Origin of the sequence: Parasediminibacterium schistidii, from assembly GCF_046546515.1 — a bacterium.
Classification (GTDB): domain Bacteria; phylum Bacteroidota; class Bacteroidia; order Chitinophagales; family Chitinophagaceae; genus Parasediminibacterium.
In genome coordinates this window covers 123,753-136,797 of sequence record NZ_JBKHKJ010000012.1, presented here as the reverse complement: position 1 = coordinate 136,797, position 13,045 = coordinate 123,753, and the positions used below count along the sequence as shown (strand labels likewise).

Below are 13,045 nucleotides of genomic sequence, written 5' to 3'. Positions count from 1 at the left end.
TTAAGTCTATTTACATTGATAGTCCCTTGCCTCAAAAAAACTATCCCCTTTTGTATAAAACCAAAGAAAATATACCGAACTATTGTATTTTTGATGAAATTATTCAAAATAAGCCATGTTGATAGAGTTTAGAGTGTCAAACTACCGCTCAATAGGTGAAGAACAGGTTTTAAGCCTAATCCCAGCCCAAAAGCAAAAAGAATATTTAGAAAATATTTTTACTAAAGGAAAACATAGTGCTTTAAATGCTTTAGCAATTTACGGAGCGAATGGAAGTGGTAAAAGTAATTTGTTGCTTGCAATGGGCTTGTTTGACAAACTTATTCATTTATCTGCACGTTCATCATCTACAACAAAGTTGCCTTACGACCCATTTTTGCTTAGAGAAGGTTGGGAATCAAAACCGACAAAATTTGAGATTACTTTTATTGTTCAAGAATATAAATATAGGTATGGTATTGAATTTCAAAAAGAGGCAATAGTGAGCGAATGGTTATATAGAAAATCCGAAGGACGGGAAGTCGTAGTGTTTTTAAGAAGGGAAGATACTATAGATGCATCCTCAGGCTTTAAAGGGAATACTAAAGTAATTGATGCTGCTATTGAAGCAACAAGGCCAAACGCTCTATTTCTTTCTACTTGCGACATGCTTAATATAGAAGAAGCCAAGACCATATTTCAATGGTTTAAACACTTTAATAATATTGATGGCATTGACACAGAAGATGAAGAAATTAGAACGCTTAGCATGTGGGACAATGAATTAGACAGAGAAAATATAACTGAATATCTTCTAAGACTCAATCTAGGTTTCGTTGGAATTGATATTTCTAAAAAAGACTTTGATGAAGCTGACCTTCCTAAAAACATTAATGAAAGCACAAGGAGCTTGCTAATAAGAAATTTATCTGATTCTCAAAGCTATTCGGTTCTTGCTTTGCATAAAATATATTCATCTGACGGAACCGAAACGGGTAAAAACATTGCTTGGAATTTTGATGAAAGAGAATCAAAAGGTACTAATAAGGCATTCCATCTAAGCGGTCCCATTTTATGGGCTCTAAAAAATGGAGGCGTTTTAATTATTGATGAAATCGAAGCAAAAATGCATCCTTTATTGACCTTGGACACCATCAATATGTTTTTAAATCAAAAAACAAATCCAAACAAAGCACAGTTAATTTTTGCTACTCACGACACAAATCTACTTTCATATTCAAATTTGAGAAGAGATCAGATTTATTTTACTGAAAAAAACAAATGGGAATCCACTGAAATTTTTTCTTTATCAGATTTTATTTACCTAGGAGAAAACAACATCGCTAAATCTGAAAAAGAAAGGCCAGATACAGACAAAGAAAAAAGATATTTTGAAGGCAGGTATGGAGCAGTCCCATTTTTAAGTCCTTTTAAACCATTAAAATCGAAAAATAATGGCAAAAAGGGGTAATCTAAACAAATTCCAAGATAAGGAATTAGAAGAAAGGCCAGTACGATTTAAGCGCTATCAATATTTATTTCTAATTGTATGCGAAGACGAAAACACAGAGCCTGAATATTTTGAGCATTTTCAAAAGCAGATTCCAAAAGATACAATATTTCTAAAACCAGTAGGAACTGGCAGGGATGCAAAAGGTGTTGTAGAGCAAGCAATAAAAGAAAGGGATAAGCTTTCGCTTGAAGCAAAAAAAGATGTTGATGTTGTTTGGGCTGTTTTTGATAAAGATGATGCTGATGAAAATGCTACAAAAATTAAAAGATTTGAAGATGCATTTGAAATTGCAAAAGATAATAGCATTGAACCCGCATATAGCAATGAAGTATTTGAGTTGTGGTTATTATTACATCTCACAAATGTTGACAGTGCCATTTCTTTACCAAGAGCAGAAGTATATAATTTATTACAGGAAAAAATTAGAAAAAATAAAGCTTACTCAACATTTGTATATGAGCATGGCAATGCTAACATACTAGAAATTATATATGAAATCGGAAATCAAGCTTTGGCAATTAGTAGGGCTGAGGTATTATTTGAAAAACAGCGTAGGCATAAGCCAATAGAGGCTAATTCAAGTACAACGGTACACATGCTTGTAAAAAAACTTTTAGAATGGATAGCATATTATTCATACGAACCTGATAAATAGTAGCTAAAATCCCAGCTACTTTACGCCAAACCCTTGATAATTTCTTTTGCTTCTTTCCAATCATACGATTTTGATGTACCTTCCAAATGCGCCTTCTTTTCATTTTTTAATATTTCAAGATGGCTTTCAGTAAGACTAAAATCGTTTTCTTTACTTACCTCGTCTTCTAGGAGTAAATACATGCCTTTTACTTTGTTATCGCTTGCATTTGCAATATAGTCATGCAGCTTTTTTCTAATCACAGCAGTTGTCATTTCTATGAGGTTTGTCTTCTTTCTAAAATTTATATTTCCCTTGTAAAAATAAGGCATAAGGCAATAAGTTTATAAAGTTGCTCCTGCTAATCCAAGCCAACCATTGTTTTGCAACGTGCGTCCTAAATTCCCGCTAGTCCACGCCAACCCTTGTTGCTAGCGCACCGTCTTTGATGCGTGCCTTCACTAGATTATTGCCTAGCTAGTACATGCCACACTCGCTAATATCTTCGCTACGGCCGCATTGCTTATGGCTGTGTCCCTTCGCTACAATATAACTAACTAACGTGAGTTTTGGATGTTCTTAGCAATTTTGAATAAAATACAGTTCAACATAATAAAGTATGACCTCCATTCGTTTATATGGCAAAGCCTTTTTTATGTTGTTAAATCCTGATAAATTAATTAAAATTTTCTGTGAAATTGATGATTTTGTAATCTCCTTTGAGAAATATACTGAGAGCAGGCGGATAGGCATTAGCCCTCATGCTGTTAATAAACCAAGCCTAAGGTATTCAGAAATGATGACGATAGAAATTTTGTACCATACAAGCGGGTACAAATGCTTTGAATATTATTATAGGGAAGTGGTTGAAAGGGGGTGCTTGCGCGCATACTTCCCCAAAGCGCCTAGCTATAGCAGGTTTGTACAATTGAAACCAAGGATGTTGCAGTTCATGATAATTTATTTACAGTCTTATAGGCTAGGTGCGCTTTGTGGCTTGTACTATGCTGATTCCACGCCTATCAAAGTCTGTCATAATCGGCGCATACACAGCAATAAGGTTTTCAAAGACAAGGCAGAACGGGGCAAAACATCAACAGGATGGTTCTTTGGGTTTAAATTATTTTTAGTAGTGAATGCTTATGGGGAGCTTATAAAAGTGATGTTTACCAAAGGAAATGTGGCGGACAATAACTTGGAAACGATGCTAAAACTATTTGATAACCTAACTGGGTTTGCATTTGCCGACAAAGGGTTCATTAATCAGAACGGGTTTGAAAAGCTTTTTGAACAAGGGGTTCAATTGGTAACTGGCATCAAAAAAACATGAAAAATAAGCTAATGCCCTTGCAACATAAGTTGTTGCTCAAAAAAAGAGGGATGATTGAGTCGGTCAATGACATACTAAAAACGGTCTGCGACATTGAGCATACTAGGCATCGGAGCCATATAAACGCAATCCTAAATGTATTAGCAGGGCTTTGCGCTTATACTTTTTTGGAAAAATTACCCTCTATTTTCGCTAAATAACATCCAAAACTCACGTTAACTAACATTTTGCTCCTGAACTCCAAAAAACCTTCATTTATTATCGATTTAATGAGAAGAGCACCTTAATTGACCCATTTTTTCCACATTTAACTTCAAAATAACTTCATACAGTAGTTGGTATAATAAATGATTTATTACGATGGGTCTCCAATCTGTAAGTAATGTTTCTATAATAAAAATTCCAATTTAGGATGTTATTCAATTCATTTGCGTTTGCATTTTTCTACATAATTGTAACAGCATTATATTTTACCTTCCCGCATAAATATCGTTGGATATTGCTTTTAATGGCCAGTTGCTATTTTTATATGTCATTTGTGCCTATATATGTTCTTATCCTAGGCTTTACAATTGTGGTTGACTATTATGCAGGCATTTTTATTGAGAAAACAAAAGACTTCAAAAAGCGGAAACTGTTATTGTTGTGTAGCCTTCTAGCCAATATAGGGGTGTTGGTTTTATTCAAATATTATAATTTCATCAACACCAATATATCCTTGCTGTTTAATAATTTCAATGCAAGAAACCCAGTCCCCTTCCTAAATATCTTATTGCCCATTGGCTTGTCTTTCCATACGTTCCAAGCCATGAGTTATACCATAGAAGTATATAGAGGCAACCAAAAAGCTGAGAAACATTTTGGCATTTACAGCTTATATGTAATGTTTTATACCCAGTTGGTTGCAGGGCCTATTGAACGCCCCCAGAACATCTTGCACCAAATGCATGAAGAACACAATTTTAGTTATACCAATATTAGTGCAGGTCTGAAGCAGATGCTTTGGGGCTTATTTAAAAAAATGGTAGTCGCAGACAGGCTTTCAATATATGTAAATACCGTTTTCAATAATGCGGAAGCACACAATGGCACTTCAATAGCTATTGCTTGCGTCTTTTTTTCTATTCAGATTTATTGCGATTTTTCTGGGTATTCAGACATTGCCATTGGTAGTGCCCGGACAATGGGTTTTGATTTAATGATAAATTTTAGGCAGCCCTATTTTGCAAAATCGATCAATGAATTCTGGAGCAGATGGCATATTTCTTTGTCTACGTGGTTCAGGGATTACGTGTACATCCCATTAGGTGGCAATAGGGTATCAAAATTGAAGCTCTACCGCAATCTGCTGATTGTATTTTTAATAAGTGGCATCTGGCATGGAGCCAACTATACTTTCATTATTTGGGGAGCCCTCCATGCCTTTTACACGATTGTGGGGTTATTAATAACCCCATACACCAAAGACATACACTTGAAACTGCATATTAGCAAACGCATTACAGATACGGTACGTATTATTTTTATATTTATGCTGGTAACTTTTGCATGGATATTTTTCCGTGCCAGTTCTATGGGCAATGCTATAACCATTATACATAACCTACGCAGTTTTGGCCAATCCCCATTTCGAAATTCTACAATAACCACCTTTGGCGATTGTATGCTGGCAATAGCATTGCTGTTTGCGATTGAATATCGAAAAGAATATTTCCCTGGAAAACTCAATTTCTTCTACCATCCCAATTTAACTGTACGATGGGGAGCGATAATGACGATGGTTGTTGTCGTATTGCTATTTGGCGTATTTAGCGGAGGCCAGTTTATTTATTTTCAATTTTAAATTGACAAGTCATGTTTATTTTATTTAAAAAGATTTTCTTTTTTATCATTGCTTTAGCAATGATAGACTATGTATTGGGCATTTGTTTGCATAGTTTTTATTTTCACCAAAAAAAAGAGTGGACAGCACATGTAACATATTCATTGGATAGCGCCAAGCCTGATATACTTATTTTAGGCAGTTCCAGAGCCGAGCGGCATTACTCCCCATCTATATTATCCGATTCTTTACATAAATCCTGTTACAATGCAGGGATGGATGCTCAATCAATACCTTATTGTACGGCGTTGCAAGAGGTGATTTTCAAAAGATGGAAACCTAAAATGATAATATTGGATATTAATCCATGGGAGTTTATTGAAGATACTATCAAATATGAAAAATTATCTATCCTACTTCCGTATTGCAATGAACACCCAGAATTGATTAAGTACTTGGAAATAGCAAGCCCTATGGAAAGATTGAAGCTTTACAGTAATATTTATCCTTATAATTCTACTTTTTTCATTGCGGTAAATGATAAACTCCATGCCCAAAAAATGCCTACCGAAGAATTTGGCTATGCTCCGATAATTAAGGTAATGGATGCAGCCGAAATAACGTTAACAAAAAAAGCACTTCTGCAAGATGAAAAAAAAGACAAAGACTTTTATGTTAAAACTGATGCCTTTGCTTTTAACCTTTATCGACAGTTTTTGAAAAGATGTACCGATAACCATATTAAAACATATGTTATAACCTCACCCACTTTAATACCTGGATACCAAAATAAAAGCAAGAAAGAACTACTTTCCATTTCAAAAACTTATCCTGAAATAAAATTTATTGATTTCAGCAGCAACCCCAACTATAATGGTCATTTTGAAAAGTTTTCCGACCACATACATTTAAATAAACAAGGCTCAGAGGAGTTTTCTAAAGAATTAGCTGGAAGGTTAAAGAAATTAGGTTAAGAGCTATTTTAACAGGGAAAGTGGCTATAATAATGTTAAGTTTAAGAATAAGCTAACCAGCTCGGCCAAATGTTCTGAAAAAAATAACTGAGCATCTTGTTACCGCAGCACATCTTACCTGAACAGGAGGTATAAAACTTTTTCACTTAGTCCTAATACCCCCAATCTATAAAAAACTTATCTTTGTGCTAGAAATGCGCTTGATACAAACTACTTACAAAACTAGTGTCTTGGCACCCTAAGCGTAGCTCTTTTTTTACTAATATTAATATAGTTGTAGTCCCAAAATTTGGTCTTGTATTTATGGCTGTAAAATGCGCACAAATTAAGCACAAAATGAGCATAAATCACGCATAAAATGCGCACAAATTACTCAAAAAATGCGCACAAATTACTCAAAAAATAAGCACAAAATAAGCACAAAATAAGCACGAAAATTTGATGTTATTGTTGATAATCAATGGATTACAAGTAGGATAACAATTTTTGAAAAAAAGCAACAGCGTAAAAATCCTACAAAAATCGCAAAACTGAAACTATTTTAATAAAAGCTAGGCAAAATGAATATTATAAAAAAGAAACAGGCGTTCTTGTTTTGCACAGATACTCCATGCCAACCGTTGTTGCTAGTTCGAGCTCTGCAACGCGTTCCTTCGCTAAGGTAATCCCTAAAATAAAAAAGGTTCATGCCGGAAAGTTTTCCAGCATGAACCTTTTAAATGATAAAACATATTATTTTATATTGGTACTCCTCGGATCTTCCCCAAAAAACTTAAATACAATTCCAGCTGCAGCTGCGCCTAAAATAGGTGCAACAATAAACAACCATAACTGGCCTATAGCCCAGCCACCTACAAAAACAGCCTGGCTAATACTACGTGCAGGGTTTACCGAAGTGTTGGTTACAGGGATACTGATTAAGTGGATAAGCGTTAAGCATAAACCAATGGCAATACCTGCAAAACCGCTTGGTGCTTTCTGATAGGTAGAGCCTAAAATAACAATCAAGAAAATGAATGTCATTACAAACTCGGTAACGGCGGCCGAAAGCAAATTATAGCCCCCTGGGGAATGTTCTCCATAGCCATTAGCTGCAAAATCGCCAACTGGTTTACCATTACCAGTTGCAATGATATACAATACACCCGCAGCCACAATAGCCCCTAATATTTGGGCAATGAAATAAGGAACTAAGTCTTTGCCGCTAAACCTGCCTGCTACAAACAACCCTACAGATACCGCGGGGTTAAGATGTGCACCAGACACATGGCCCAAGGAATAGGCAATGGTTAATACGGTAAGTCCAAAAGCAAAAGATACACCTACTAGGCCAATGCCTACGTTAGGGAAGGCAGCAGCCAATACGGCACTACCACAACCACCTAGTACCAGCCAAAAGGTACCAATAAATTCAGCAGTCAATTTTTTCATTTTATGTGTTTTTAGGTTAATGAGCCCCTAAATTAGGGGATTTTATTTTACACTTTTACGATAAAAGTATAAAAGCATTATTTTTATACGAAATTGCCTAGCGCATAAAAAGCAACGCAATATATTTCACCGTGTTACTAAATCAATAAAATGAACACAAAAGTTGATTTTTATTTTAACAAAGCTGAAAAATGGCAAGAGGAAGTGAAGCAATTGAGGGAAATTGTGCTTGACTGCCACCTTACTGAAGAATTGAAGTGGGGCTGCCCTTGCTACACTTTCCAGAAAAGTAATATCGTATTGATACATGCGTTTAAAGAATATTGTGCGCTTTTATTTTTCAAAGGTGCTTTGCTAAAAGACGCCAATGGCATCTTGATACAACAAACGGAGAATGTGCAGTCTTCCCGCCAAGCACGGTTTACAAGCCTAGAGGAAATAGTGAAACTGGCACCCATGCTAAAGGCATATATTTTAGAAGCCGTTGAAGTAGAAGAAGCAGGCTTGAAAGTAGTGCTTAAAAAAGCCGAGGAATACAAAATACCCGAGGAATTCCAACAGAAACTAGCTGAAAACGCAGCCCTGAAAACGGCCTTTTATGCCATGACGCCCGGGCGGCAAAGGGCATACTTGCTGCATTTTGCCGCACCCAAGCAATCGAAAACCAAGGAAGCCAGGATTGAAAAAAGCATACAAGACATCCTAGATGGGAAAGGGCTGAACGATTAGGCACTAATGGCCAAATAAGTGTAAGCAAGTTGTCCCTTTTATTTGCTGCCAGTTACGGCTACCAATAAAATATAGCCGAAAGTTGCCCATAAATGCCCACCGCTTATCAAGCCAATTTGCGTGCGTAAACAAGTTAGTAAAAAAAAGGCAGGAGAACTACTAAGCTTATATCTTCTATTTTATCGATAATTACCTTCCTGAAATTAAAATCTGCTGGTATAACTACGCCCGCCAAACAATCCCTTGCATAAACAACTAAAGGAACGCATATCTAAAAAATCAATAAACAGCATGAAAAAAGTAGTGCCAGGTATTACGGAATATATTGTGCATACAGAAATAGGCACACCACTTACAAACGAACATTATATACGTTCTACAAAAGGCAATGTGTATGGCATGGAAAAAGGTTTTTTTCAAACAGGTCTCTTTTCTTATACCTGCAAAATCTGGGTTAAACTGCAAAGAGGAAGACCTTATTAAAAATCCTATTAATCCCTTTGATCTCACAAATCATGGTTCAAGACAAGCAACTAATCCCACAAAACCAGTTCAAAGTAAAATTAAAAAGTAACAATTTATTATACTCTGCGTTATAGTTTACAAAATATTGGTGGCTACATTTGTTTTATGGTATAAAGTAATATTTAGCATAATGTTAATACTAACAAAATGTTGTTAGCTACATTAACCAAATAGCCTAAAAAAAGCATAAAACACAACACTTATGAATTTAAAACAATACTTATTTGTCCTTATGCTGTTTGTACTGCCTTTTGGCAGTTTTTGCCAGCAGGCTAAAAATAAGTTTAGCATCAACGGCACGGTGCGTGACAAAGCCACTGGAGAAACGCTAATTGGTGCCAACGTAAGTTTGATAGGGCAAAGTGGGCTGGGCACTGCCAGCAATGCTTATGGTTTTTATTCGGTAAGCGCACCCGCTGGTACTTATCAATTGGTAATCAGTTACACAGGCTACCTATCAGACACATCTACCATTGTGCTAAATAAAAATATAATCCAGCAAGTAAGCCTTGGGAAATCTACTGGGATACTTGACGAAGTAACGGTAACCACCCGTAGAAAAAGCGACAATATTGCCAAGCCAATCATGGGTGTGCAAAAACTGTCTATTGATGATATTAAAAACATCCCGGTATTGTTTGGAGAAAAAGATATTTTAAAAACCATACAACTGCTGCCAGGCATTAAATCTGCCGGGGAGGGTAACAGTGGCTTTTATGTAAGGGGAGGGTCGGCAGACCAAAACCTGATTTTACTTGACGAGGCAGTAGTATATAATCCCTCACATTTGCTAGGCTTTTTTTCTACTTTCAACTCAGATGCCATTAAAGAAGTAACGGTTTATAAAGGGGGTATGCCCGCAGAGTATGGCGGCCGTTTATCATCTGTCCTAGACATAAAAATGAACGATGGCAACAATAAAAAATTTGGCGTAAGCGGTGGCGTTGGTTTGATAGCCTCTAGGCTAAACGTAGAAGGCCCTATAGAAAAAGACAAGGAAAAAGGCTCGTTCACAGTAAGTGGGAGGCGTACTTATGCCGATGTATTTTTAAAGTTATCCAAAGATTCTTCGCTCAACAAAAACACACTCTATTTCTACGATTTGAATGCGAAGGCAAACTACAAGCTGAATGAAAAAAACCGTTTGTACTGGTCTGCCTATACTGGGCGGGACAATTTTGGCTTTGGCAGCACTTTTGGCATAGATTATGGCAACCTTACGGGTACCTTGCGCTGGAACCATGTATTCAACAGCCGTTTGTTTTCAAACACATCGCTTATTTATTCTAACTACAGCTATCGTATTAAAATTAATTCTGGCACCAACGACATTACCATAACATCTAAAATAAGGGACTTAAACCTAAAAGAAGATCTCCAATATTTCATTAATGCCAACAACCGCATCAATTTTGGGCTAAACCTTATCCACCACGATATTATACCCGGTACTATTACCGCTTCAGGGCAGTCTAGCTTCAACAACTTAGAGCTGCAGAAGAAACTGAGCTTGGAGGATGCCGCCTATATTTCACACGAATGGAGCGCAACACCTAAAATAAACATCACTTATGGCTTGCGTTTCTCTGCTTTCAGCGCCTTAGGACCAGGTACTTTTTATAGGTACGATGCCGATGGCAACACCATCGACAGCAGCAAATACACATCTGGGCAAGAAGTAAAAACTTACCTACACATAGAACCACGTTTTGCCACTAGTTACAAGTTGAATGAAGATAAGTCGATAAAATTTTCTTACAATCGCAATGTGCAGAACCTTCACCTACTGTCAAATGCCACAGGGTCAAGCCCAACAGACTTATGGATTGGCAGCAGCAACAATGTAAAACCCGAAGTGGCAGACCAAGTAGCCCTTGGCTATTACCAGAATTTCAAGAAAAATGTGTATGAATTTTCTGCGGAGGTTTATTATAAAACGATGCAAAACCAGATTGACTACAAAAACGGAGCAGAGCTGCGAGCCAATGAAAATGTAGAATCGCAATTGCTGTTTGGCAAAGGCAGGGCTTATGGGCTAGAGCTTTTTTTCAAGAAAAGATATGGCAAGTTTAATGGATGGGTAGGCTACACCTTGGCTAAAACAGAACGGCAGGTTGATGGCATCAACAACGGCAAATGGTATGATGCCACGCAAGACAGGACGCATGAAGTATCGGTAGTAGCTATTTACCAAGCCAGCAAAAAATGGACATTCTCCTCCACTTTTGTTTTTTACACGGGTAATGCAGTTACCCAGCCTAGCGGCAAGTACAATGTAAATGGGCATACTTATTTTTATTATACAGAAAGGAATGGCTACCGTATGCCCAATTATCACAGGCTAGACTTAGCAGCAACGCTACAAGGCAAAAAAACCAAAAAATACGATAGCAACTGGAGTTTTTCAATCTATAATGCCTATAATCGAGCAAATGCTTTTAGCATAGATTTTCAAGAAGACCCAGACAACCCACAAAAAACACAGGCAGTACAAACTACTTTGTTCAAGCTCATCCCTTCTGTTACGTACAATTTTAAATTCTAAATACCTCAACCGCCCCCCTGAAAGGTCGGGACAAGTTCTCCGAAAGGAGAGGGGGTAAGAACAAAAGAGGAGGGGGGAGGTCCCGACAAAATATAAACCTGTTATAACTCAACATATTATGAATCGCATACTTAATAAAAAATATTTTTTTCTTATTTTCCTTACTGCAATGACGGCGAGTGCTTGCAAAAAAGTAATCACGGTAAACCTAAAAGATGCAGCCCCACAAATTGTAATAGAAGGCAACATAACCAACGAGGCAAGACCATACATAGTAACTATTGCAAAATCAGTGGATTTTACCCAAGACAATGTGTACCCACCCGTTACAGGTGCAACCGTAACCATTAAAGACGACTCCACAGGTATTACAGATATGCTTTCTGAATTGCCCAATGGTGTGTACAGCTCCAATGCTACTAAAGGCGACATCGGGCATACTTATCATTTAACCGTGATTGCCAACGGCAAAACTTACACGGCAGCATCTACAATGCCTGCACAAGTATTGTTGGATTCTATAACTTTCCAGACAAACGCTGCCTTTGGCAATTCGGTTACAAATGCCCTGCCCAATTTCCAAGACCCATCAGGTGTATACAATGCCTACCAGTTTGTACAGTCTATCAATGGCAAATTATCGAAACAGCTATATGTATTTGACGACCGCCTTTCTGACGGTCGTTATATTTCCCGCCAATTGTTCAACGATAGTGCATATATACAAAAAGGGGATACCATTCAACTAGAAATGCAGTGCCTAGACAAGCCGGTTTATAGTTATTTTAAAGAATTAGCTGGGCTAGACCCTACCAATGGGCAGCCTACATCGCCTGCAAACCCTATAAGCAACATCAACAATGGCGCATTGGGTTATTTTAGTGCGCACACGGTGCAAATAAAAAAAGCAGTATTTAAGTAAATTACAATGAATTAATGAAAGTAGGTTTAGGAATTATAAATTAGGAATTAAGAGCAAGCGAAGTTGTTTAGCGTTATATATGTCATGCCTACAGCGTTCATTAATGGCTGCCACTATTTATGTGCCTGTCTACTAAAAATAGAAAAAATTACACGCTTTTCTTTGCTTTTTCCCTTAAATCTTTGTGCTTTTTGAGTCTTCGTGCCTTAGTCGCAGATTAAGAAATTATTGTAAATATTGCTTTAAAACCGCCTTAAATTTTTCCTCGGTAAAAGGCTTTAGCAAAACATAGTTAATACCGCAAGCCAAATATGCATCCGTTTCTGAGGTGAGAATGCTGGCAGTAAGCGCAATGATGGGTGTTTTTGCTTTGGCTGTGTCACTACTTTTGCGTATTATCTTGGCAAGTTCATCACCTTCTATTTTTGGCAAATGAATATCTGTTAGTACAATATCGTAGTTCGTTGTATTAAACTTACTAATTGCTTCTTCGCCATCACGGGCTATATCAAAATTTATTTTTATTTTTTTTAGCAGGAACGAGAAAAGCATGATGTTCATTTCATTGTCCTCTACCAGCAAAGCTTTCTTTTCAATATAGTTTATATCCGTTTCCATTTACTAAGCATTATATTACCGAA

General features: G+C 36.9%; 12 protein-coding genes and 1 pseudogene. 10 read left to right on the top strand and 3 right to left on the bottom strand.

Annotation, left to right across the window (positions count from 1 at the left end; translation table 11 throughout):
* Positions 1-115 precede the first annotated feature (115 nt).
* Positions 116-1,450 (top strand): AAA family ATPase, encoded by a 1,335-nt coding sequence (locus ACHFIY_RS09145; protein ID WP_410845775.1) that lies wholly within the window; start codon positions 116-118, stop codon positions 1,448-1,450.
* Positions 1,434-2,147, top strand: a complete 714-nt coding sequence (locus ACHFIY_RS09140) for an RloB family protein (RefSeq protein WP_410845774.1) — start codon at positions 1,434-1,436, stop codon at positions 2,145-2,147. The genes ACHFIY_RS09145 and ACHFIY_RS09140 overlap by 17 nt, the downstream gene beginning before the upstream one ends.
* Before the next feature lie 20 nt (positions 2,148-2,167).
* Here the strand turns inward: ACHFIY_RS09140 and ACHFIY_RS09135 are convergent, their stop codons facing one another.
* Positions 2,168-2,458, bottom strand: a complete 291-nt coding sequence (locus tag ACHFIY_RS09135) for a hypothetical protein (RefSeq protein ID WP_410845773.1) — start codon at positions 2,456-2,458, stop codon at positions 2,168-2,170.
* A 287-nt stretch (positions 2,459-2,745) separates the two neighbouring features.
* On the opposite strand from ACHFIY_RS09135, the pseudogene ACHFIY_RS09130 reads away from it, so the two are divergent.
* From ACHFIY_RS09130 to ACHFIY_RS09115, 4 genes and pseudogenes are all read left to right on the top strand, one after another.
* A pseudogene (locus ACHFIY_RS09130) lies at positions 2,746-3,512 on the top strand (IS982 family transposase); the annotation flags it as partial.
* Positions 3,507-3,656 carry a hypothetical protein gene (locus ACHFIY_RS09125; RefSeq protein WP_410845779.1) on the top strand — a complete coding sequence of 50 codons (150 nt, stop codon included), beginning with the start codon at positions 3,507-3,509 and terminating at the stop codon, positions 3,654-3,656. The pseudogene ACHFIY_RS09130 and the gene ACHFIY_RS09125, both read left to right, overlap by 6 nt.
* 329 nt (positions 3,657-3,985) lie before the next feature.
* Positions 3,986-5,299: an MBOAT family O-acyltransferase gene (locus tag ACHFIY_RS09120; protein ID WP_410845778.1), complete on the top strand. Its 1,314-nt coding sequence runs from the start codon at positions 3,986-3,988 to the stop codon at positions 5,297-5,299.
* A gap of 11 nt (positions 5,300-5,310) precedes the next feature.
* The gene (locus tag ACHFIY_RS09115; protein WP_410845772.1) at positions 5,311-6,252 is read left to right on the top strand and encodes a hypothetical protein; all 942 of its coding nucleotides are present in this window, start codon (positions 5,311-5,313) and stop codon (positions 6,250-6,252) included.
* Between the two features lie 732 nt (positions 6,253-6,984).
* On the opposite strand, the gene aqpZ is transcribed toward ACHFIY_RS09115, so the two are convergent.
* The gene (gene aqpZ, locus ACHFIY_RS09110) at positions 6,985-7,683 is read right to left on the bottom strand and encodes an aquaporin Z (protein WP_410845771.1); all 699 of its coding nucleotides are present in this window, start codon (positions 7,681-7,683) and stop codon (positions 6,985-6,987) included.
* A 150-nt stretch (positions 7,684-7,833) separates the two neighbouring features.
* On the opposite strand from aqpZ, the gene ACHFIY_RS09105 reads away from it, so the two are divergent.
* The 4 genes from ACHFIY_RS09105 to ACHFIY_RS09090 all read left to right on the top strand — a co-directional run bounded on the left by ACHFIY_RS09105 (position 7,834) and on the right by ACHFIY_RS09090 (position 12,404).
* Positions 7,834-8,412, top strand: coding sequence for a YdeI/OmpD-associated family protein (locus ACHFIY_RS09105; protein ID WP_410845770.1), 579 nt, complete (start codon positions 7,834-7,836; stop codon positions 8,410-8,412).
* Between the two features lie 291 nt (positions 8,413-8,703).
* Entirely contained in the window at positions 8,704-8,895 is a 192-nt protein-coding gene (locus ACHFIY_RS09100) for a hypothetical protein (protein ID WP_410845769.1), read from the top strand.
* 244 nt (positions 8,896-9,139) lie between these two features.
* On the top strand, positions 9,140-11,482 hold the full coding sequence (locus ACHFIY_RS09095; RefSeq protein WP_410845768.1) for a TonB-dependent receptor: 2,343 nt from the start codon (positions 9,140-9,142) through the stop codon (positions 11,480-11,482).
* Positions 11,483-11,600: 118 nt separating this feature from the next.
* Complete coding sequence (locus ACHFIY_RS09090; protein ID WP_410845767.1) at positions 11,601-12,404, top strand: DUF4249 domain-containing protein; 804 nt, start codon at positions 11,601-11,603, stop codon at positions 12,402-12,404.
* Positions 12,405-12,629: 225 nt separating this feature from the next.
* Here ACHFIY_RS09090 and ACHFIY_RS09085 read toward each other — a convergent pair whose 3' ends face one another.
* Complete coding sequence (locus tag ACHFIY_RS09085) at positions 12,630-13,022, bottom strand: response regulator (protein WP_410845766.1); 393 nt, start codon at positions 13,020-13,022, stop codon at positions 12,630-12,632.
* Positions 13,023-13,045 lie beyond the last annotated feature (23 nt).